Consider the following 24,517-nt stretch of genomic DNA (forward strand, 5'->3'; position numbering starts at 1 on the left):
CGAGGAATGGCTTTTCCTCTAGTTAAGCGGTTTTATCGGTGAGTGAAATAAAAGCGTCGGTAAAAATTTTCGAAGATTTTTTGAGAAAGGAATTTTATCGGTGAATGTAGCGCAAGCAGTTATCAGTTTTCAATGACCAGTTGGAAAATAATCAAGAACCAATTATCAGCTTTCAATAAACAGTTGGCAGACAATAAAGAATCAATTTTCAATGACCAATAAACAATGGATCAATCACCAATTAACTTATGAACAACTAAACCTATAACGAATTAGGCTATAAACCATGAACTATTGACCAATGTACAATTGAGCTAATGAACTACCTATTCAAAAACGACAATCTCCATCCCTTCGCTCATAATTACTTTTGAAGTGATATTAATAAATAAGCCATGGGCTAGGATGCCGTTAATCTGATTGAGATCAGAAGCCAGCTTGGCAGGGTTATTAATCAGGCCAAAATCAGCATCAATAATCAGGTTTCCGTTATCGGTAATGAAGTTTTTATTCTCTTTTACCCTAAGCGTGCCTTGCCCTCCTAATAATTCGATCTGGTCGAAAACATACTGGTAAGCCAGTGGGATAACCTCTACAGGTACTGTAAAAGCGCCAAGTTCTTTAACTTTTTTCGAAGCATCGGCAATTACGATGGCATTTTTACTTAATGAAGCTATAATTTTCTCTCTGAAAAGTGCACCACCGCCACCTTTAATCAGATCGAGCGATTCGGTAAATTCATCTGCCCCATCAATACTGATATCGATCTTGCTTAAGCTACCCAGATCAAGAATTTCGATACCGAAAGATTTGGCTAGTTTTTCTGTGGCAACAGAACTTGCTGCAGCTGTAATGTTTAAACCTTCCTGCACACGCTCGCCCAATGCTTTAATGGCAAAGGTAGTGGTAGAACCTGTGCCCAAACCCACAACATCGCCATCTTTAACATATTTTACAGCGGCAAGCGCTGCAGCCTGTTTTTCGGCATCTTGTTGGTTTTGCGTGGTCTTTTCCATAAAGTAAAAATAGGAGTTAAATGATAAAGATTACAAAAACGAAAAAAATTTATAACTCAGGCAATAAATCCTATTTACAGCGTTTATGTATATGAGAGCGTTAATTTAGATGATGGGGATTCTGCAATTGTGGAATCCTCATTTCTTTTTTAAAGTGGATTCTGCTATCATATGCGGAAGACCCTGAAATAAATTCAGGGTGACGTACAAATTGCAAAAAAAACGGCTGATGTTTCCATCAACCGTCTTATTACTAATTTAAGCTATTTTTATTTTAAAGAATTAATCCAACCAGCAATTTTTAAAGCTTCGGCTTTAGTTACTTGAGGCATTGGAGGCATCTCAGTTGAGTAACCCGGCCAGTTTTGTGGCTGTGGATTGTGGATCAACTGAAATATTTTCTCAGGTGAATATTTACGTTTTGCAATTTCTGCGAACGGCGGGCCAATTTGTCTTTTGGTTTGGTTGTGGCAAGCCAGACAAGTATTTTTAGTTAATAAACCTTCTACTTCTTTAAAAGTTGGTGCTTTTGCCGTAGCTGCAGTTGTTGCAGGCGTTTTTGTTTCAGCTGTTTTTTTTGCTGGTACCGTTTTTTTAGCTGGTGCAGATGCTGCCGGTACTGCTGCTGAGTTTTTAATGCTCACTTCACTCATGGTAAGTTTAGTTCCATCAGGGATCTGGTTTAAGGTATAATAAGCTACCGGATGAACCAGCGAATAGAAACCATCCTGCGAACGGATACCATCTAAAGTTAAAGTATGGATATAATACTGACGCAGGTTTTGAACAATAAATCTTGCTTTCAATCCATCAGCCGAAACTTTAACACCCGAAATTTTTAGTTTCTCGGTATTTACCGGTGGCGAACCATAAACCGGGTGGTACTTATAAATAAAGCTTTCAGCATCGTAAGAAGCTAAATCTTCGGCCGATTTACGATCTACCGGCATGGTAAATTCAACTTCGAAACCATCAGGCATTGCCCTTACGGCCTTCATCTCGAAAGGTGTTTTATTGTTGTAAACCAATCTTTCTAAACCTTCGTTTGCATCACCAGCCGATCCCCAGCCGCGGTTGGTTTCTCCAACAAATAACGAACCATCGGTTCCCCACTCTAATCTTAATACACCCGAACGGAAACCTTTACGGAACAAGAAGGCTGCGCCTTGCTCTTCACCTTTTACGGTTTCCATAAAAATCCTCGAAATGATACTCATCCCCTGATCGCCAACTAAAATCTGACCTGCAAATGGACCAAATGTATTTTCAGGAATTTTAACAGGCTCTGCAGAAGAGATACCCAAAATACCGTAAGGCAACCAAACCGATGGTAAACGCAACTCAGGAAATACTTTCTTCATATCGAACAAAGTTTTGAAGGTTTCATTTACCCTGTTTTCTGGCTTAATATATCTTCCCTGCTCATTTTTAGTTCTACGCTCATCTATTTGCGAATAAAAGAAATCAGATTGTAGTTTAACGGGAGAGTTTGGCAGGTTGGTCCACCTTAAACTTGCAGGGTGCCCCATAAAATCGCCTTTGTTTACTTTCCATAAACCACCTGAGCCAACCCAGTCGCCCTGGTTTTCGGTATAATAAAATTTACCATCAATTTCGCCAATACCTGCAGGCGAACGGAAACCAGCTGCATAAGGGCTCATTTTACCATCTTCGGTAATGTTCATGGCCCAACCACGCATAGGTACGCGGCTTTCCGCACGCCACCATTCTTCATCGCCGAAAGCAACGTTTGCGGTAACCATAAAAGTACCATCAGGCATTAATTTAGGTCCGAAACTATATTCGTGGTAGTGACCGCTTAAAGGCCATGCATATACAGTTTCGTACACATCGGCTTTACCATCCTGATCTTTATCAACCAATTTGGTTAACTCGCCACGTTGCGCTACGTAAATCGCACCATTTTTATAGGCGATACCTAAAATTTCGTGCAAGCCGTAGGCAAATCTGCGCCAGTAAGGTTTGGTTGTTGTTGGGTTTTCTACCACAAACACTTCTCCTCTACGGGTAGAAAGGGCTAAATCGCCATTCGGTAAGGTAATTAAACCACCAACCTCTAAAATAGGTCCTTCGGGTACGCGTACTTTATTTATTTTGAAAAAATCTTCTTCTTTCGGTGTTTCCTGTGCAAAAACTGTAGTAAAGCTAAAACTTAATGCCAGTATTGCTAATTTCTTAAATGTATTTCTCATTACTATCACAATTAAAACAAAATGGTATAATTCAACTTACTTCCAATGGCTACAACCATTTCTTTCTTGCCATCTACATCTCTGATTACTGGTTTGGCAGCGCCATCAGCCAGCTGGATGTAATAAGATTTGTCATCAACCAGGTATAAACCTTTCGATACTTCTTCGATGTTGGAAGCAGTAGCTAAAAGGAAATACAAATCTTTTGAAGCATTGTCGACAGTAATTTCTCTTATTAAGCCTTGTCCATTTTCCATCACTTTTACCGCATCGGCAACTGTGGTACCATAAATATTGTATTTAAATGTTGGTCTTTCTTGTTGATCCAATACATATCCTCTTGTGCGGAAACCTGTACCAGCAGTATCTGCAACCCATTTACCCTGTGCATTTGCCAGTTTTGAAATGGCTAAAACAGGTTTCCTGGTAAAGTGGGTAACACTACCCAATGCACGTGAAGTACCATTACCACGGCCATCCCACATTGGTGTTGCGTCTATAAAATCGCCGTGCCAACCTTGTAATAAGGTTCCGTTATCCAAATCGTAGCTATAAGCCGTTTTTTCTGGTCCGCCTACTGAAATAGCATGTACTGAACGTACACCTGGTAACACATCTACAAAGCTTCTGATCATGTTGTTGCTTGCTGCTTCGATATAAATCGGATCTGCACCACCTCTTTGGTCTGACTTAGGAATATCAGATAGCGCAGTGATTACAATGTTTTTAAAAGCCACGCTACCATGATCGCCTTGTAAACGCAATGGTCCGGTAGCTTTTTCAGCACCTGCAGCGCCACGGGTTGCACCAAACAATTCTACATTTTCGTGAATGGTTACCCCATTAAGCACTACACTAATTACTTTCGCATTTTCGGTTTTCTTTCCAGATGCATCGAATTTTGGTGCCTGGAAAACAATTTTAATGTGCTGCCATAAACCAGGTGCTTTACTTGCATTCTGACGTGGAGCTATACCACCAAAACCTTTTTCGGCTTCTGGCTTGCTGTCATCCCAACGTTGGTAAATACCTCCGTTGTTTGATGAGGTTGCGTTTCTCAATCCCCAGGCATCATCAATTTGGATTTCGTAATTACCCTGAAGATAAATACCAGAATTTGCACCTTTGGAAGTTAAATAGTCAAGTTCTACTGCTACGTTACCATATTCGCTTACGGTAAACAAATCAGATCCGGCTTTTTTAGCTGTTGACTGATTAACCAGAATTCCTTCACCTTTGGTTGCTTTCAAAATATTTTCACCGTTTAAATCGGCTACAACATTTTCGGCTAGTGACCATGAATTTCCAGGGTTCCGGAAAGCAGAGAGATCTTTTAGTTCGATGCGCTGGCCGTATGCCAGCAAGGTTCCACAAAGCCAGAGCATGGCTGTGAAACTCGTCTTTGAGACGTTTCTTATCATATATTTGGTTTCATTTGTGCCGACCGTATTAGGGTCAAACTGTGTCTTAAAATTTCCATTGAGCAGGTGTTTACTACTCAATGGAAAGGTAAAATTAATTATTTTTCTGTTGATAATGAATAAGGGAAATCGGCTGGATTTGCCCCACGTGTTTTGTTTGGTGTAGCTGTCATGTTAAAGTTTAACACGGCACCTTGCTGCATACCACTATGGCTGATCCAGTTTTTTGAATACGGTTTACCATTGATCTGCAATGATTGCACATAACGGTTGTTATCGCTGTTTTCTGGCGCATTAATTACTAACTGTTTACCATTTTCTAAAGTAACGGTTACCTTTTTAAACAAAGGCGCACCCAAAACATACTGATCAACAGCTGGTGTTACCGGATAGAAACCCATTGCCGAAAACACATACCAGGCAGAAGTTTGTCCGTTATCTTCGTCTCCGCAATAACCATCAGGTGTTGCTTTGTACATTCTGTTCATGGTTTCGCGCACCCAATATTGTGTTTTATAAGGAGCACCGCCATAGTTGTACAGGTAGATCATGTGTTGGATAGGCTGGTTACCGTGTGCGTACTGACCCATGTTGGCAATCTGCATTTCGCGGATTTCGTGAATTACGCCACCATAAGCACTTTCGTCAAACACCGGAGGCATAGAGAAAACTGAATCCAGTTTGGTTACAAATTTCTGATGACCACCCATTAATTTCGATAAACCGTCGATATCCTGAAAAACCGACCAGGTATAGTGCCAGCTGTTACCTTCGGTAAATGCCCCCCCCCACTTAAACGGGCTAAACGGGCTTTGGAAAGTTCCATCCTGGTTTTTACCACGCATTAAGCCTGAAGCCGGATCGAAAAGGTTTTTGTAGTTCAGAGCCCTTTTCTTGTAAATATCGATCTCTGATGCCGGTTTACCCAGTGCTCTTCCCAGCTGGTAAATGGTGAAATCATCGTACGAATACTCTAAAGTTTTAGCTGCATTTTCGTTCTTTTTAACATCAAAAGGTACATAGCCTAATTCGTTATAATATTTAACGCCATCGCGACCAACAGCTTCCATAGGGCCTTCGTTATTGGCACCATGTTTTACCGCCTGCCATAAGGTTTCAATATCGTAACCACGCATCCCTTTGATATAAGCATCAGAAACTACAGAAGCAGAGTTGTTACCCACCATGATGTTGGCATACCCCGGGCTGCTCCATTCAGGCAACCAACCACCTTCTTTATAGTCGTTAATTAACCCTTGCTGCATTTCCTTGTTAATTGAAGGATAAACGAGGTTTAAGAAAGGATATAAAGCCCTGAATGTATCCCAGAAACCTGTTCCGGCAAACATATACCCTGGTAACACCTGACCGTTATACGGGCTCCAGTGTACAATCTGGTTCTGTGCATCAATTTCGTACAATTTGTTCGGGAAGAACAAGGTGCGGTACATGGCCGAGTAAAAAGTACGCGTTTGATCGATGGTACCACCCTCAACAGCAATTTTGCTTAAAGTTTTGTTCCAGGTAGCACGGCCTTTTGCTTTTGTTGCTTCGAAAGCATCGTTAGCCAGCTCTCTTTTTAAGTTTAAATCGGCTTGCTCAAAACTAATAAATGAAGAAGCAACTTTTGCAATTACCTGCTCGCCTTTTTGAGTAGCAAAACCGATAACAGCACCTGCATGATCAACGGTAAGCTCTAAATCTTTATCGTTTAATTTTTTATCATCCCAGGTTTTGGCCAATTTAAAATCTTTGTTAAAATAGATTACAAAGTAGTTTTTGAAATTTTTAGGCAACGGGCCACGGGCATACTTGGAGGTATAACCGATAATTTTTCTTTCGGCCGGAATAATTTTAATGTAAGAACCTTTGTTCTGTGCATCAATTACCACAAAAGAACTATCGGTTTTAGGGAAAGTAAACCTGAACTGTGCCGCTCTTTCTGTTGGTGTAATTTCGGTGGTTACATCAGCATCAGCCAAATAAACGCTATAGTAGTAAGGTTTAGAAACCTCTGCTTTATGGCTGAACCAGCTTGCGCGGTCATCGTCAGTAAATTTTAATTTACCGGTAACGGGCATTAAAGAAAAAGCGCCGTAATCATTCATCCATGGCGACGGCTGGTGGGTTTGTTTAAAACCGCGGATTTTATCGGCATCGTAGGTATAGGCCCATCCATCGCCGCTTTTACCGGTTTGTGGAGTCCACATATTCATTCCCCATGGCAAACCAATTGCCGGGTAGGTATTTCCGTTTGATAATGCCGGCTTGGATGCTGTTCCCATCAGGGGATTTATCCAATCAACCGGATCTGTAACCTTACCTATGGTTTGTGCGAAGCTGGTTGTTGCCGCAAAACCCAATAAGGCAATAAATAGTCGTTTCATTTGTTTTGTCCGTGTTTTTTATATGCGTGTAATTATTATTTAAACTTGCGAATTTTTAACGTAATCAGCCCAAAGCGCATCTAAATCTTTTCCGGTTAATTTCGTCCAGATTTCTTTAGTATAGGTATGGTCTCTTAGTGAAGCATCAACCGCTTTAATGGTACCCGGTTTAATGCTTTTCTCCATCCAGGCAAAAAATGCTGCCGTAATGCGGTAGCTGTTTTTATAACTATGCTCTGGTTTTAAAGCTGGCAATGCCCATTTGGCTCCGGCATTATCAACGCCGAATTTGTAACGGGCATAATCGGCAATGCCTTCGGTTAACCAACCCGGCCCAACGCTACGGCCATAATCCTGTACAATGTGCATTACTTCGTGGGTAACTACATCAATATCTTCTGGGTGCTTCACCATCCACAGCGAACTGAAAGTTACTTTGCCATCAGCCGTTGCTGCAACGCCTTTGTATGCCGTATCGACAAAAAATTTCACTTCTTTAATGGTTGATGGGTTATACTCTTTTGCAAGTTTTGGATAAACTTCAAAAAATGTTTTAATTAAACGTTTTTTTAACTGTGGATCCAGTTCTGCAAAATTACTTTCGAACGATAAGGTGTAACCGCTCTTTTTGGTAGTTTCCTGTGCTTTTAACTGTGCAGAAAGCGCCGTAATCAGCATTGCACAAATCGAAATGGTGAATATTTTTTTCATTTATCTGAGATTTATGGCTTTGGTTAGCACGTTTGGTTCTGCAAAATAAATATAATATGTAAAACGTTTTACTAAATGATCAAAAATTTTACTTTACCAACGATTATTTTACTTCCCGCCCCTAACCAGGCGTTATTATTTACTGCTATAAGTTAGCGTTACTTTTTGTGGTTCCTTACTGTAATCTTCCCAAAGCTGTTCGACAGTTTTGCCGGTTAAAGCTGCCCACGATTGCTCGGTGTATTGGTGTGCCCTCAACTGCTGATCCAAGGTGGCAATTAATCCTGGTTTTACATTTTGCTCTAACCATGCGAAAAAACGTGCGGTAATGCGATAACTATTTTTGTAGCTCTGTTTATCGTTATATGCCGGTAAGCTCCATTTAGAACCTACATTATCTACCCCGTATTTATAGCGCACATAATCGGCAATGCCCTCGGTTAACCAAACCGGACCTGCACTGTAGCCATAGCCTTGTACAATGTGCATGGTTTCGTGTGTTACCACATCGATATCAGTAGGATGTGCTTTCATATAACCTGCACTGAAAAGAATCCGGTTTCCGCTGGCTTCTGCAACAGCCTTATATGCCGTATCGACTACAAAAAGTACATTGTTAGTAGATTTGTTATTAAAGGTTTTAACCAGTGTAGGGTAAATTTCGAAATAGGTTTTAATGAGTTTTTTTCTAACCACCGGATCTAAATTGGGGTCTTTACTGATTAAGGTTAAGGTATAGCCTTTATGTTTTTCTTTGCTGTAGGAAACCCAGTTTTTTGAAAGCGCAGTAAACAGCTCTTTTTCTATTTTCTTTTGCGATTTATTTTTAACCCATTCGCTGTTTACTTTTATTTCTCCAGCTCTGGCCTTAATTGTTGGTGTTTCGTCGGTTACAAAATCCAGCTCCACATTTCTTTTTGTACGGTATCCATCTGCCTGAGCAAAACCTGGATAAACCTGAAAAAAAGCAGCCTTTAATTTGGCATCTACATCGGCATTAGTAACACTATCTGCATCGTTAATGATAATTTTATATTCTCTTTGCCCACGGTTTTGAGCAAAAGCACCGGTACCTAAAAGCGAGGCTAAGGCAAGGATTAAAAATTTCTTTTTCATTTGGTTTGTTTGGGTGTATGATAAATATGAACGTGGGCTTAAAAAATCAAATAGCTAGGTAAACAACTTCGCTGGTATGGGTAGCGATGCATCAAAAAACGACACATTATTTTAAGATAAACCTAAAAAATATAGCTTTAAAATAAAACTAAAACGTTTAAGTAAGCAATAATAAGCATATTACTACGTAAGCAAAAATTAATTCAGACTTTTTGGGACAGAAATTTTCACTAAACGCACAGCCAAATGCCACAGCGGCAATTAGAAATAAAAATATTACAGAAAATTTTTCTCGCCGGCAGGATACAAAAGAGGCTGTTTCACCAATAACAAACTAGGTTTGATGAAACAGCCTCTGTAGAAAAAGAGATAAGAACCAGTCTTAGGTAAGGCTTAAATCGCAACAACTTGCGGCACCGATAAGAGCTGCATGCTCTTTAAGTTCTGATATTTTTATTTCCGTTTCAATGCCATTACCTTTCAGTGTGGCAATCAGTTCGGGGCAAAAGCATTAAATGATTGTGCAATATTACCACCAATAATAACGGTATCAATTTTATGTTCTTTTATAATCGGAATTAAGAACTGAGCCAGGTTATTACCAAATTCCATAAAAACCATGGTTGCATGGTGATCGGTTTCTACAATCTCGACAAGCTCCTTAACGCCGGCTACCACTTTTCCGCTAAGCTGGTTAAAACGTTTTACGAACCAGCGTGTAGATAAGTAATCTTCGGCAATTCCGTCTAAAAATTCGGAGTTCCAAAGGTCAGCATCGAAAGCTTTATAGTTGAGGCATAGCGATGAACCCAACCCTGTACCAAGCGTTAAGCCCAATACACTTGCATTTCCTTTGGCTGCGCCTGCAAAAACCTCGCCTTGCAAAAAGCCTGCCGCATCGTTTATAAAGTGAATATGATCAGTAGGGATATCCAATCTTTTGGAAAGTTCTTCTTTAACATTAATTTGATAAAGTGCTTTAAACTTATCCTGTTCTTTAATTAAAGAAATGCCTTCGCTGTAATTAAATGGGCCTGGCATGGCAATACCCACACTGCGAACGCCATTTTTAATGTTTTTAAAAGCCTTATCAATGATATCGCACCATGCTGATAAAATCACTTCTTTACTCTCCTGTGAATTCACAGGGCTACGCTTGATAGAATCTTTCACCAAAGTTCTTGTTTCTAAATCCACCAATGCGGCCGTAATATGCGAGCCGCCAATATCTACACCTAATGCAACAGGCTTTTCCATTCTATATTTATATTTCTGTTATTTACTCTTCCTACTTTTTAATAATTTGCAAAAGTAGTAATTCCTTATCTATTTGCTAAGCGAAAATGGCTTATCTTCAGCTAATAACCCTCTATTTAACGAAGGTTTAACATTCATTTCTAATTTTAGTACCCCTCCCTTTAACAAATCGCTGTGATTGATGAAGTTTTTGGTGAAGTTTTTACCATTAAGTGTTGCCGATTTAATGTAAACATGGCTGACATCGTTGGCCGGTGCTTCGATCACGAATTTTTTACCGTTTTCTAAATTAATGGTCGTTTTTTTAAATACCGGGCTTCCCAATACATATTCACCGGTACCGGGGTTACACTGTAAAAGCCTAGCGCACTTAATACATACCACGACGAGGTTTGCCCCTGATCTTCATCTCCAGGGTAACCGTTTTCCGTGGCATCGTACAGTTTACGCATCACCTCGCGGGCATAAAATTGCGATTTCCAGGGTTGGTTGGCATAATTGTACAGGTAAACCATGTGTTGTATGGGTTGATTACCATGGGCATATTGTCCCATGTTGGCCATTACCATTTCGGTCATTTCGTGTATCAAGCCACCGTATGAGCCTACATTTACCTTATTGGGCTCGCTAAAAACTGAATCGAGTTTTGCGGTAAAGTTTTGGTATCCGCCCATTAAATCAATCAGGCCTTTGGTATCCTGAAAAACCGACCAGTGATAATGCCAGGCATTGCCTTCGGTAAAAGGTCCACCCCACTCTATCGGGTCGAAATTAGGCGACCATTTTCCACTCACATCTTTACCACGCATAAAACGTGTAGAAGCATCGTAAACATTTTTATAATTGTACATCGGTTTTTCAAAAACCTCCATGTAGTGCCTATCCCCGATCATTTTGGCCAAATGGTAGGCACAATAATCATCGTAGGCATACTCTAAAGTTTTAGCAGTTGCTTCTCTGTATTTTGGATAGGGCACATAACCCAGCTCGTTATATTCTTTTACGCCATCCCTGCCATTTGCCGGCCCCAGGGACCTTTGTTCATGGCTTCGTGGTAATAGGCATCCAAAGCTTTCTTAGGGTCGAAGGTCCTGATTCCCTTTGACCAGGCATCGGTTAATAACGAAATGGCGTGGTTTCCGATCATACTTCCGGCTTCGCTCGGGAAAGACCATGACGGCAGCCAGCCGCATTGCTGATAAGCATCAAGCAGGGCTTGCATATAACGGCCATGCATTTCGGACTGAACCAATGTATTTAATGGAAATTGTGCCCTGAAAGTATCCCAAAAACCAGTATCGGTAAACATGTACCCATCATGTACTTTACCATCGTAAGGACTAAAATAATAAGGTTTACCTGCTTCGTTCAGTTCATAAAACTTTCTCGAAAATAAACTCGCCCTGAAGAAGCAAGAATAAAAGGTTTCCATATCGGTTTTCGATCCACCTTCTACTTCAATTTTGCCAAGCGATTTATTCCATACCGCAGCGGCATTTGCTTTGGTATCTTCCAGGTTTTTATCGTTGCCCAGTTCTCTTTTTAAATTCAGCTCGGCTTGTTTTAAACTGATATAAGATGAAGCAGTTTTAATCTGCACTTTTGCTCCGGCTTCGAACTGCACAAAGGCACCTTTACCCAGCCCCTCTGCAGCGGTAGAATCGGCAGAAACCGTGTTGTTTTTGTTTTCCCATGTTCCGTACGATTTAATGGGCTGATCGAACTGAATTACAAAATAGCTTTTCCAACCCCTTTTAAACCCTTCGCCGTTATTTACCCAACCGGTAATTTTATTTTCTTTTGGAAAAATCTGTACACCGCTTAACCGGTTGTAACCATCTAAAACCAGAAAACTTCTTTTACCTTTTGGATAGCTGAAACGCAGGTGCGCCCCACGCTCTGAAGGCGAAATTTCGGTAGTAATATCGTTTTCGAACTTTACCTTATAATAGTTCGGTTTGGCTATTTCGTTGTTATGACTAAATTTTGTCTCACGCTTGTTTTCATCAACTACCAGCTCATCAACCACTGGCATTAAAGAAAATACGGCATAATCTCTGGTCCATGAACTGCATTGGTGTGCCTGCTGAAAACCTCTTATTTTATCTTTAAAATACTGGTATTTCCAGCCATCGCCGTTTCTACCAGTTTGGGGTGTCCAGGTGTGCATGCCAAAGGGCAATGAGGTTGTGGGGTAGGTATTGCCACGGGTTAACTCGTGTTTGGAGTTGGTTCCCTGCAAGGTGTTTACGTACTGTACCCAATCTTTTTGCTGTGCCAATAACCCCTTGGCAGAAAGACAAAACAGAACGGATGCGATTAATTTAATTTTCATTGTTTATTTGTGTGTTTATCTTTTGCGCTTTTTGCAAGCCACATACCTTTAAAAACCAGCATGTACACTCCAGTTTTATACTGCAGGCCATGCTGGTTATAGCTTATTTAATTTCCCATTTATCGGCCAGCATTTTAATAAAATAGCCGCCAACTACGCTCCTCGCCTGGAAGCCCGTCATTTTGCCATTGGTGGTTTCGTGCCAATCGCTTAATGGTACTTTACTTTGGGTTTCGGTTGCAAAACGATATATCGGGCTTATAAATTTTCTGAAATCTGTGTCTTTATCAGCCAAAGTAGCAGTCCACATAATCCAATCCGATTTGGTGTAAGTCCTGCGACTATCGAGAGGCAAGCCAAAATCTTTTTGTTTGGTTAAATAGAAATTGATTTCTTTTTTGTAAACCTCTTTAGGGAACAGATCCAGTTTTAACAGTTTATCCCATACCAGATTATATTTCTGGCTCCAGGTATTTTTATCGTTAAAGGTTAAGGCATAATGATCGCCATCATCGGCCATTTTCATCCAGTTTTGAGCCATTTGCAAAGCTGCCGTTCTGTATTTCGTCGCTATATCGGTTTTACCCAGTTGTTGTGCCATTTGTGCGTAACCTCCCAAGGCTACAATTGCCTTTACTGATAAGTTTGCATTGCGGGCCAAATGACCGGCAAAATCATCGGTACAAAGCTGGTTTGCAGGGTCAAATCCTTCTCTCAATAAATAGTTCGCCCATACCGACATTACCTCCCAGTGTTTTTCGGCATATTTTGCATTGCCCTCGGCCTTGGTAATGGCTGCGGTTAAAATAATCATGTTACCTGCTTCTTCCACAGGCATATCTTCGCCATAGGTTTGCCCGTTGGCCAACGGATAAGTACCCAAATCGTGTGCAGGGAAAGGTTTTTTCCACTTACCACTTTCAGAGTAATAGAAAATACCGTTTAGCATCCCTTTTAGTAATTCGGGGTTATATACCAAAAATTGCGGCGCTGAAGGGTAAGTAACATCTACTGTATTGATAGAGCCATTACTGAAATTTTCTTTGGATAGGAAAAGGATATCACCATTTGGTGCATAAACAATTTTGTGGGCAGCAATGGCCTGCCGATAAGCCAATTTACACATATCGGCGTATTCTACCCCTCCGGCCTTTTTGGCATCGGCGTATAATTTAGCATCAAATGCAGCACATTCAGATTTTAAGGCAGAATATCGTGCAGCGGCTTCGGCAAGTTGATCTTCAAAATTCTGACCACCAGTTTGTCGCCAAACGGGTGATAGTTTTTCGCCAAAGTATTCTACAGATTTTAAATCATCGTAGCCCAGCATTACATATTTTTCTACCAGGGCAGAAGAAACAGTACCAAAAGGTATCACATTACTCAGACTTAAATTTTTGGTATTTAACACCTGCTTTTGTGCAGGGTACTTTGTCGAAAGAAAAGCTTTCAGACTTTCGTTTGGTGTACCGATAAACTGAGTGGCTTTAAATTTTGTAGGAACGGCAACATACAGGTAACCCCAATCGATACGCAGGTCATCGCCACGTTTTTTCAATATGGGTTGTTCCACGGTACCTGTTTTTAATACCGATAAATTGTTGCTGGTATTTTTCCATGCAGAAACGGGTTGGGTAGGATTATTTACGGCAATGTTGGATGAAGCACTGAAGTAAACATCAACCTGGTGTGTTTTGCCATCAGTAGCGTTTACTGCATAGCTGATATAACTAATCGGGCGAGCGGTTAGTTTAATATCATTAGCCAATAAAGGCGAGGTAAAATCGACCTTTAACTTTACCGGACCACAGCTAAAAGTATATTGTGTGCTGGTGGCCTGAATGTTTACATGGGTTTGCGTAGCTACATCTGTTTTAATATCTGATGCCTCTTCCTCTACAATACCGGCATCTAAATGACGACCACCTGCTGTATTTTTAACGTAGATGGCCAATACATTTTTGCCTTTCTGCAGCGTGCTATTCTCAATTGGGAGGTAGGCGTAATCTGAAACCCAACCATTTTTTCTGTAAATAACCTTACCATTTAGATAAACGATTACATTGTCATCGTGATTAAGCTTTAAATATTTTTTTGTAGCAGAAACATTGGTTATATCGAAAGTTCTGCGGAAGTAAAGATCGTTAGTTGTCCATTTTGTTTTGGCTCGCTCGTCATCGCCAAAAGGTGCTTCTGCTTTTTTCCAGTCAGTATCTTTGTAAGTGTTGCTTTCCCAACCCTCCTGAGGTTTTTCAAAGCTATAACTTGCCTGATATTTCGATTCATCAGCAGCCGGAAGTATGGTTTTGAAAGTTTTGCTTTCCTCGCCTAAAAAGCGATATAATTTACCATCCACTTTTATAATGCCCAATAACGACTGCTCTTTGCCGGTCCAATGTTTGGTAACAGAGTTGGTAAGGCCTTCGCCAAAAGACCAGATACTGAAATAAGCATCGTGGGTAATTAAGGGATAGGCCGGGGCTTTGTCTTGCGCTCTCGTAATTAAGCTAAAAAAAAGACAAAGTGCTAGTAAGGAAAGTTTTCTCATAAATTAATATTTGGTTTCATTGCAGTTGATAAAACGTTTTACCAGTTTATTCACCAAATATCTTATATCAAAGCCTAAATAGATAATGTAGATAATGCTGGTTAAATGTCGTTTTTACAGTTAAAAATGATTAAACAAAGTAAAACGTTTTACTAAATCAATATTAGTAAAAAATAATACACTTTTCGCCGCTTCGATTCGTAACATATAGGTTACATATCACTAATATAAAAGCGGCTAGCATAATAAAATAAAAAAGAAGCCGCAGCATAATTATCTTATACTGCGGCTTTCTTCTATACCTAAGCTATTTATTAATTATAGCCTGGATTTTGGGCTAAGTTTTCATTAAGTGTACGCTGAACCTGAGGAATTGGATACAAATTCCTGAATGCAGCAGAAGGGGTATGATCCCACCAGCTTTCGGTAGTAAATTTACCAAATCTAATAAGGTCATTTCTTCTAAAACCTTCAAAAATAAACTCCCTGCCTCTTTCAGATAGGAGCTCATTTAAGGTTAACGTTCCTGGTGTGTAAGCCCTTGTCGCCCAATTTGCATCAGTAAAAGCTCTTTTTTTACAATCATTGATTAATTGTACAGCTTCTGCAGTGGCTACTCCCCATTTTTACGCATTATTGCTTCTGCCTTGGCAAAATATACCCAGGTTAAACGGTAAATATTCCAATCTGTATTGTTGTAGTTTTGATCAATGGGTACAGCTACTCCATTTACAATGCCTGCAACCTGATTGCCTAATTTGTATTTATTGAAACGGACACCGCTGTTTTCTTCACCTTCACTCATATTGGATACGGTAGATCCAGTTTTATTTTTGCGGATGTTATCTACAAAAACAATCTGTTGACCATCATATTCGTTTCCTCCTCTGGCAAGCGCCGGTTGACCATTGTCAAATCTAACCATTGGCCCCTCTAAGAGCCAGGTTCTCTTTCTTAAATCTTCATCCTCGTATTTTGTAAAATTTCCGGGCACTACAACAATCCCATCGTTACCATTTCTGGCACCACCATAAATTTGATCTTGCTGAAAGTGAAAGAATTCACCTGTCCACGAGGGTTGAAAAGAAGCTTTTGCAAACTCATAAGCGATTGAAAAAATCACTTCTTTGGATAAATCGTTAGTAGACTTGAATGGATCAGTGATGTTTGGATCTAACTGCATAGTCCCGTTCTGCGCACCACCATCACCTGCAATCAGTTTATTTGCTGCAGCAATACAATCGTCCCATCTTGCTGTACCTGTCCAAATTTCAGCATTCAGATAGAGCTCTACCAACATTGCATACGCACCAGCCTGACTCATCCTGCCAATCATGTTCCTAGATAATTTTGGTGCTTTATCGATATTTTCTTTGATTTCTTTTTCGACAAAAGCAAAAACCTGTGCACGAGGCAATGTTGCTGGCTTAGCCGGAACACCTACTTGGGTAACTACAGGAATGTTTCCAAAAAGATCCATTAATTTTAAATAATGGAAAGCCCGGAATAGTTTTAACTCAGCAATGTAGGCATCTTTTTCTGCTTGTGTAATACCCATTTCTGCTATACTTTTCTTTTCTAAGTTTTCGATTGGAGAATTACATAAACCCATTCCCCAATACATCAACACCCAAGCGTTGTTCAATGGCCCATCATCGCTTAACCACGTATGGTAATGTAGTCTTTTCCATTTACCACCATCTTCGCCGTGACGTCCTTTAGTTGGCCAGGCCAATTGATCTCCTGACAGTTCAGCTGGTCTCCACCATCCGTCCTGACCTGATGGCGTAACCCAAGCATTAGCGTGCGTATATGGTCTTAACACAGCAGATAAAACCTCATTTTTATTGTTGTAGAAATTATCTGCAATCAGTTGATCATAAATCGGTTGATCTAGTTTAGAGCAGCTATTTAGGAGCAATGTTGGTGCTGCCACAAGCACTGCTAATATTATTTTTTTATATCTTTTCATTACTTAAAAATTAAAATCCGAAATTAACGCCAAATAAGAATTGTCTTGTTGCTGGGTAAGGGCTTCTGGTATCGATACCTAAGCTTCTGCCGTTGATTTCTTGCCCTAAACCTGTATCTTGAATATAGTCTGGGTCATTCCCTGTGTAACCAGTGATGGTCACCAGATTTTGTCCAGTCAAGTTCAATCTTAGTGTTCTCACATATTTAGTTTTAAGTTTAAAGGTATAGCCAAGTGTTACTTCATCAAGTTTAAGGAAACTACCACTCTCTAAGTAATAATCAGTATACATATAAGTGTCTTTCAGATCGGCATATTTGGTGAAAGCACTATTTAAAAGATTTGTAGAGGCACCATTTTTATTGCCATAAGAAATGGCCATTGTATTGAGCACATCAAAATCAAGCTTACTTCTCAAGAATACTCTTAAATCAAATCCTTTGTAGGTAAAGTTGTTTGTTAAGGATAAATAGTACTTTGGAACTGCGTTCCCGATTACAGCAAGGTCAGTTTGGTCTCTGAATACTGAGGTGTTAATTTGAGCATTAGTCACGACTTCATTATTTCTATTGAAGAAAGTCCATTTGCCATCAGGGCTGAAGCCAGCGAAGCGTTTTCCCCAAAATTCGCCAACTTTTCTACCTTCGTAGGTTCTAAATGCATCTCCCAGCGCTCCGAAACCACCAATCGAGCCAAAAGTTCTCATGTCTCTGCGATATTCACTATTTGAGTAAGTGTCCAGGATATTTTCTGTCGTACTACCTGCAAAATCTACGCTCCAACTGAAATCTTTATTTTTAATAGCCGCGTAGCTTAAAGAAACCTCAATACCTTTAGCTGAAATTGATCCAACGTTTGTCGTAATTGATGATGTTACAAAAGGAGGTTGTGGAGAAGTATATGTATCTATGAGGTCTTTCGTTTTTCGTTTATATACATCTATCGAACCAGTTAATTTATTATTTAGGATAGTAAAGTCTATACCAATATTAGTTTCTTGCTTGGTTTCCCACCTCAAATCAGGATTAGGGTTTTTATTTGGACCATAAGTTTGCAGGTACTCGCCTGTTGGGAAAAGATAGATCCCTCCACCGTTTAAGGTTACCAGAGCAGCATCATTTCCCATACCCGAATTACCTGTTTCCCCATACCCTACTCTTAGCTTCAAATTGTTCACCCAGCTTACATTCTTCATGAATTCTTCCTGGGTGATATTCCAGCCTCCGGAAATAGCAGGGAAGTTAGCCCATTTGTTATTTGCTCCAAACTTAGAAGAACCTTCTCTTCTGAAGATAGCTTGAGCAAAGTATTTATCATTCAAGGAATAGTTTAATCTTGCAAAAACAGCAATCAATGTATTCTCATTTTTAAAGCTTCCTATCCCAATTGTAGTAACCTTTACTGGCACACTTCCCAGGTTGTTATCTTCAAACAAATCATTCACATAGCCGCGGTTATTAGCGTTAAAACCCTCGTTGGTTTCGCGACGGAAACTGTAACCACCAATTCCAGAGAGTTTGTGTTTCCCGAAAGTCTTAGTATACTCAATAGTAGGTTCGAAGTTGATATTTTGGTTTAATTCGGTAGTTTTTGCAGCATATCCACCATTAGGTGCATCTCCATTCTCAACAGAGTTCTGGCTAGCTCTATCACGATATTCACTCCAAATTCTATTGTTTCTTTGAGCTGCAAAGAATGCACTTAACTTTAAATCTTTGATCACCTCTAAATCCAACTTACCATCCACGGAAGTAGTCTGTTGCTGTAAACCATAGCGTTCTTGCTCCAACCTAGCCAGTTCGTTGGTAATTGTACGAGTAAATTGATAAGAACCATCCGGATTGAAATAAGATTCGGTCGGGTTCTTTGTCAACACGTTCTCCCAACCGCCACCACCCAATAGGTTGGCATTATTAAAATTGGTAGAAACATTGAATTGTGCCTGAAGCTTATCTTGCAGACCTTTTTGTGTTAAGCTTGCCCGGATACCATATTCTTTTCGTCCGTTTTCTTTAGCCAAACCTTGAAGCTCTCTGTAATTCGCACTTACTCTATAGCTAGAATTATCACCACCTCCGGATACTGCTAAATTGTGGTTGTTTGATATATTATTTTTATTGATTAGATCCTGGAAGTAATCATAATCGCCCCCTTTATCAACTACTTTGTACTCACCACTTGCAATACGCGTTCTCCATTCAGTAGCATTCATAAAGTCAGGTCTTTTGACAAGGGTTTCTGTTCTAACATAGGCATTGTAATCAAAACGAGCAGGTCCTTTTTTGCCTTTTTTCGTTGTTACGATGATTACCCCTGCATTTGCTCTTGTTCCGTAAATTGCGGCACCCGATCCATCTTTTAAAACACTAAACGACTCAATATCGTCTTGCTGTAAAAGATCAAGGTTACCTCCTGGAATTCCATCAATAATGATTAAGGGGATTGCAGTACCAGATACAGAGGTAACTCCCCTCAATTGAATACCTACTCCACTGTTCGGATTAGAACTATTTCTAGAGATTTGTAAACCTGCAACCTTTCCTACCAATAAATCCAACGGGTTTCTCGACCCGCTTTGTCTGAATTTAGTAGAATCTACTTTAGTGATAGCCGAGGTAATCTCTTTTTCTCTTAATGTACCATAACCTACCACTACAACATCATCCAGCTTGGTATCAGCAGATACCACTAATTTGATGTTTAATGTGGTTTGATTTGCTATTGTAATGTTTTGCGTGATATAGCCTACATAGCTGATCCTGATTACATCACCTACATTTGCTTCTATGTTAAACTTTCCGCTTACATCGGTTACAGCACCTTTACCGGAAGTTACATTCTTAATACCAACCCCTGGTACTGGTAGATTGTTTTCATCGAGAATTGTTCCTGAGACGATCTTTCTTACCAGAGCATGTTTCAACAGCTTGCTCTCGCCCGATCGTCCTCCTGTAACTCCTAATTTTGCGTTCATTGAAAACGCAGGACTGTTTAGCAACACAATGGCAGCGGACAGCCCCGTAATTTTGAGTAAATTAATTTTCATTAACGGTTTTGTTTTAATTATAAATGATTAGTTATTGTTTCTGGTATTGTTTATCTGCGAAAGCGAAGGCCAGGCAAGGGTTATACTGCCTGACACTATTTATCGTGTTTAAGGTTTGATTGGATAACAACAGAGCCCCGATGACAAGACTCATCCCTGTGTTGATACAATCCCTTAAAAATCAGTAGGAAACTGGTGTAATGCTCATAAAATTTATTCCGGCCATGCTAAAACGTTTTAGCAAGCCCAATAATAGCAATTCTAAATCGTAATAAAACGTTTTAGTAAGTAAAAAAAATATGACAATTGATCGGAAGTCGGTTTTTGTTAGTCTCTAAGCACTAAACGGGCGGGGATAATCACCTCTTCTGCAGGCAATTTGCTTTTTGAAGAAAGTTGACTTAAAATGAGTTTGATGATGGTTTCGGCTATTTCCTCTAAGGGTTGCTGAATAGCAGAAATGCGGGAGTATGCAGCTCAAATGCTTCATGATCATCGTAAGCAATAACTGCGAAGTCATCCCCTACTTTTTTATTGATCTGCTTTAAAGCCTTTAAACCACTAATGGCCAGGTAATTGGTAGCAAACAGCACAGCATCTATTTCTTTATGCTGCAGTAAGCCCTGAATCTGGGCAATGGTTTCACTTTCTTCTTGGTTAAAATGGATTTTTAAAACAAGGTCTTCATTGTATTTGATTCCGTTATCTTCCAGTGCTTTTTTATAGCCTTCTAAACGCTCGGTAATCTGTTCTACGTTAATATCGATAGTTACCAGGGCAATGTTCTTTTTACCCTGATCGATAAAGTTTTTGATGGATTGATAAGAAGCATTAAAATGATCTGCACCTACGTAACTGGTACTGATATCGGGCAGGTTCCTATCGAAAAGAATTACAGGATTACCGTCGTTTATTAACAGCTGTATATCTTCTTCAATTCCTTTAATTGGCGAAATAATATAGGCATCGACCTTGCGCGATTTAAACATGTTGATGAGCTCTTTCGCTTTATCTACACTGTTTTCGGTACTAGAATAAATAATTTTATACCCTTTTTTGTAAGCTTTATCTTCAATTAGCCTTGCTATCCTCGAAAAGAAAGAATTGGAAATATCTTCGATAATCAAGCCAATGATATTCGAATTTCCGGTACGCAGGCTTCGGGCGATCTGATTAGGTTTATACCCGCTTTCTTCAATAATTTTCTCTACTTTCTCTATTACTGCCTCACTAATCGATTTCTCTTTTGCTTTTCCATTAATGATAAAAGAAACTGTAGTGATGGATACGTTTGCTTTAACAGCGATATCTTTGATAGAAAGCGATTTCATGTGCCGGGGAGTTCTATTAGGTTAATCATTCAAAACTAAGCAAAAATTATAGCTTTTATTTTTTTGCATGTTTAAAAACTGCAATTTAACATTTTTTATGTTAATCGTTTTAGAAAGAAAGAGGGGAATAATAATTATTGAATGAGAGATTTGGGGTTGCGCCAGAAAACACTCAGTCATTCAATATTACAGTCGTTCAATAATTACGCAGATAGATAACCTTTAATCAGTTTTGCTGTTTTAGCCGATGCGCCAGGTTTTCCCATCAATTTTAAAAGTTCGTCGTAACCCGCCAGCATTTCACTTCTGCCTGCACCTCCAAGTATTAAACCTAACTCTTCGTCTATTTTTGGGGTATTGCAATCTTCCTGAATTAGCTCGGTCACGATTTTTTTATCTACGATGAGGTTTACAAGCGAAATAAACTTAATTTTTACCAGCAAGCGCGCAATGGCAATAGAAATGGTACCACCTTTATAAACCACCACCTGAGGCACTTTAAACAAGGCTGTTTCTAGAGTAGCCGTACCCGATGCTACAATTGCAGCATGTGCTTGGTGTAACAGGTTGTAAGTATTGTTAAAAACTAAAACTACTTTTTTGTCGCCAGTAAACTGATGATAATATTGGTCTGTAAAGGTTGGTGCAGCAGCAATTACAAAGGTATAATCATTATGATTTTCGACCACACTCAGCATTACCGGGAGCAATCGTTCTATTTCCTGCTTCCGGCTTCCAGGCAATAATGCAATAATTTTTTTATCGCCTAGCTGGTGCTTTCCGCGAAAGACAGGATCGGGTGTGAACTGTGCAATTTCATCTAACAAAGGGTTGCCAATATAATCTACCTGCATGCCCCAGCTTTTGTAAAAATCTACCTCGAATGGCAAAATGCAGAACATATGATCTACAACTCTTTTAATTTTGAGTACCCGTTTCTGGTTCCAGGCCCAAACCTTTGGCGAAATATAGTAACAAACCTTTATGCCATGTGCTTTGGCAAACTCTGCAATTTTGAGGTTAAAACCCGGAAAATCGATCAGAATCAACACATCAGGTTTCCAGGCTAACAAATCTTGTTTACAGGCGCTAAGGTTTTTAAAAATAGTACGCAGGTTTAAAACTACTTCGGTAAAGCCCATAAAAGCCATATCGGCATAATGTTTTACCAGCTCCCCTCCTTCGGCAGCCATTTTATCGCCACCAAAGTAACGGAATACAGCTCCACCATCTTCAGCTTTTAATGCTTTCATTAGGTTTGCACCGTGTAAATCGCCTGATGCTTCTCCGGCTACGAGGTAGTATTTCATAGGTTGTTATGTAAGATGTGGGATTGATGATGGAAGATGTAGGAACAATCCCTGTCATCTATTTTACACGTTCTCTGCACAGTTATTTTTGACATAAGATTTGAGATAGAAATTGTAGTGTCCCCTACATCCATGTTACTTCTTCCATTATCCATTTTACCTATTCCATCATCTAAAAGACTTTGTAGGCAAAAAAGGCAAAGGCACACAAAAATGTAGCGGCCAGTATGCCTCTTCCAATATTTTCTTTATTGTATTTAAAAAAATATTGCATGGTATATGCGTTTACGGCAATGCCACCAATGTATAACAAATCGGCTTTGGTTAAAGAAGCTACATGGTGAATAATATACAAGGCAAGGGAACATAAAATTACCGGTACCAGTAAACCAATTGCCAAACCAACCCATACCGAATTATTCAATGCTTTTAATCGATCGTTCATCACCTTGTGGTTAACCTAAATTAATGCCATCGGGTGCAGAAACCTTGGTGGCAATGCCTACCTGTTTAGAATCTTTTCCACCAGTAAAATTCCAGGTGTTTAGCGTTTGGATGGCATGGTGCGCGGTTAAATCGAACTGTACCGGAACAATAGATACGTAGCCGTTTTCTAAAGCCCAAACATCGGTATCTTCTCCTTTATCAAAGTTTTCGAAAACACCCGTAAGCCAGTAATACGGACGTTTGTATGGATCGGTTCTTTCTTCAAACTCCTCCATCCACTTGGCATTGGCCTGGCGGCAAACTTTAACCCCTTTCAGGTTATCTCCTTTGGGAAAATTAACATTTAAAAGGGTGCCTTCCGGCAAACCGTTTTCAAGAAGCTGCTCGCAAATATTTTTTATATAAGGTTTGGTATGACTAAAATCAGCATCAGCAGCAAAATCATCTAAAGAGAAACCAACTGATGGTATTTTTTCAATAGCTCCTTCAACTGCAGCTGACATGGTACCAGAATACAGTACATTAACCGAATTATTTAAACCATGGTTAATTCCGGATACACACAAATCGGGCTTTTTACCTTTAAAAATTTTATTTACAGCAATTTTAACGCAATCAACAGGTGTACCGCTGCATTTATACATCTCAACGCCTTCATATAGATCAACTTTATCAAAACGAATCGGTTTGCCAATGGTAATAGCGTGCCCCATTCCACTCTGTGGACTATCGGGAGCTACCACAACCACATTGCCCAGCTCTTGCATTACTTCCATTAAATTCTTTATACCAGTAGCTGTAATTCCATCGTCGTTTACAACTAAAATATTTGGTTTTGTGCCCTGCTTTGTCATGCCGGTAAAAATACAGATTATAAATTCAAGGCACAATAAGTATTGCTTTAAGAGATCTGATTACTGTTAAGAACATACCATAGAAACATGTTATTTATAATTAGCCAATCAATATATTGGATCAAATATCTTTTTAAATAATAGTGTTTTCATTTACATGTAATCAATAATAAAAGGGGCGATCAATAGTCTGATTTCACTATCGTTAATCAATGAAATTAATAGGAACAGCTTTTTAATATCACCCTCACTTATAATATACTTTTCCGAGATTAATTAATGCCGTTACAATCTATATAAATACAGAAGAGATTAAAAATCCTCACCAACGGGTAACAGGATGCAGGGCTTAAGTGGGTATCTACTCCATAGTTTCTAAATCTTTTCTTCGACAATCCTTAACCCACCAACCGAAAGCTTGCTAAACCTGTGGTATAGGCAAGTGCCAACAACACTTAGCTTTTACCAGTGTATAACCAAAGCAATCCTCCACCTAAGGCAAAGCAGTACCCAAGCAAGCCTGTCTGGAAGGTGGCATAAATGTGGAGTAAAT

General features: G+C 39.6%; 16 protein-coding genes and 1 pseudogene. All 17 read right to left on the reverse strand.

The features are described from left to right. Window positions 1-326 precede the first annotated feature (326 nt). The 17 genes and pseudogenes from rpiA to surE all read right to left on the reverse strand — a co-directional run bounded on the left by rpiA (window position 327) and on the right by surE (window position 23,964). Window positions 327-1,016 carry a ribose-5-phosphate isomerase RpiA gene (rpiA, locus tag G7074_RS05080; protein WP_166207237.1) on the reverse strand — a complete coding sequence of 230 codons (690 nt, stop codon included), beginning with the start codon at window positions 1,014-1,016 and terminating at the stop codon, window positions 327-329. A 269-nt stretch (window positions 1,017-1,285) separates the two neighbouring features. Further along, window positions 1,286-3,229 (reverse strand): c-type cytochrome, encoded by a 1,944-nt coding sequence (locus tag G7074_RS05085; RefSeq protein WP_124557846.1) that lies wholly within the window; start codon window positions 3,227-3,229, stop codon window positions 1,286-1,288. 11 nt (window positions 3,230-3,240) lie between these two features. Then, window positions 3,241-4,650: a DUF1080 domain-containing protein gene (locus G7074_RS05090; protein ID WP_166207240.1), complete on the reverse strand. Its 1,410-nt coding sequence runs from the start codon at window positions 4,648-4,650 to the stop codon at window positions 3,241-3,243. Between the two features lie 98 nt (window positions 4,651-4,748). Beyond that, on the reverse strand, window positions 4,749-7,037 hold the full coding sequence (locus G7074_RS05095) for a GH92 family glycosyl hydrolase (RefSeq protein ID WP_166207243.1): 2,289 nt from the start codon (window positions 7,035-7,037) through the stop codon (window positions 4,749-4,751). A 39-nt stretch (window positions 7,038-7,076) separates the two neighbouring features. Next, window positions 7,077-7,748: a basic secretory protein-like protein gene (locus G7074_RS05100; RefSeq protein ID WP_124557843.1), complete on the reverse strand. Its 672-nt coding sequence runs from the start codon at window positions 7,746-7,748 to the stop codon at window positions 7,077-7,079. A 135-nt stretch (window positions 7,749-7,883) separates the two neighbouring features. Then, window positions 7,884-8,864 (reverse strand): basic secretory protein-like protein, encoded by a 981-nt coding sequence (locus G7074_RS05105; protein ID WP_166207246.1) that lies wholly within the window; start codon window positions 8,862-8,864, stop codon window positions 7,884-7,886. A gap of 492 nt (window positions 8,865-9,356) precedes the next feature. Then, on the reverse strand, window positions 9,357-10,121 hold the full coding sequence (locus G7074_RS05110) for an ROK family protein (RefSeq protein WP_166207249.1): 765 nt from the start codon (window positions 10,119-10,121) through the stop codon (window positions 9,357-9,359). A 69-nt stretch (window positions 10,122-10,190) separates the two neighbouring features. After that, window positions 10,191-11,098 (reverse strand): annotated as a pseudogene (locus tag G7074_RS27525) (GH92 family glycosyl hydrolase). 23 nt (window positions 11,099-11,121) lie between these two features. Beyond that, complete coding sequence (locus G7074_RS05115; RefSeq protein WP_255456775.1) at window positions 11,122-12,456, reverse strand: GH92 family glycosyl hydrolase; 1,335 nt, start codon at window positions 12,454-12,456, stop codon at window positions 11,122-11,124. 103 nt (window positions 12,457-12,559) lie between these two features. Further along, window positions 12,560-15,004 carry a glutaminase family protein gene (locus G7074_RS05120; RefSeq protein WP_166207252.1) on the reverse strand — a complete coding sequence of 815 codons (2,445 nt, stop codon included), beginning with the start codon at window positions 15,002-15,004 and terminating at the stop codon, window positions 12,560-12,562. A gap of 314 nt (window positions 15,005-15,318) precedes the next feature. Beyond that, window positions 15,319-15,594 (reverse strand): RagB/SusD family nutrient uptake outer membrane protein, encoded by a 276-nt coding sequence (locus G7074_RS27000; RefSeq protein ID WP_240916548.1) that lies wholly within the window; start codon window positions 15,592-15,594, stop codon window positions 15,319-15,321. A gap of 23 nt (window positions 15,595-15,617) precedes the next feature. Further along, entirely contained in the window at window positions 15,618-16,976 is a 1,359-nt protein-coding gene (locus G7074_RS05125; protein WP_240916467.1) for a RagB/SusD family nutrient uptake outer membrane protein, read from the reverse strand. A 10-nt stretch (window positions 16,977-16,986) separates the two neighbouring features. Then, entirely contained in the window at window positions 16,987-20,022 is a 3,036-nt protein-coding gene (locus G7074_RS05130; RefSeq protein ID WP_124557837.1) for a SusC/RagA family TonB-linked outer membrane protein, read from the reverse strand. Between the two features lie 437 nt (window positions 20,023-20,459). Beyond that, a complete protein-coding gene (locus G7074_RS05135) occupies window positions 20,460-21,353 on the reverse strand; it encodes a LacI family DNA-binding transcriptional regulator (RefSeq protein WP_240916468.1) in 894 nt (297 codons plus the stop codon). 203 nt (window positions 21,354-21,556) lie between these two features. Then, window positions 21,557-22,663, reverse strand: a complete 1,107-nt coding sequence (lpxB, locus tag G7074_RS05140) for a lipid-A-disaccharide synthase (protein ID WP_124557835.1) — start codon at window positions 22,661-22,663, stop codon at window positions 21,557-21,559. 172 nt (window positions 22,664-22,835) lie between these two features. Next, window positions 22,836-23,108, reverse strand: coding sequence for a stationary phase survival protein SurE (locus G7074_RS05145; RefSeq protein ID WP_166207255.1), 273 nt, complete (start codon window positions 23,106-23,108; stop codon window positions 22,836-22,838). 10 nt (window positions 23,109-23,118) lie between these two features. Continuing rightward, a complete protein-coding gene (gene surE / locus G7074_RS05150) occupies window positions 23,119-23,964 on the reverse strand; it encodes a 5'/3'-nucleotidase SurE (RefSeq protein ID WP_166207258.1) in 846 nt (281 codons plus the stop codon). Between the last annotated feature and the right edge of the window lie 553 nt (window positions 23,965-24,517).

The organism is Pedobacter sp. HDW13 (genome assembly GCF_011303555.1).
Taxonomy (GTDB): Bacteria; Bacteroidota; Bacteroidia; order Sphingobacteriales; family Sphingobacteriaceae; genus Pedobacter.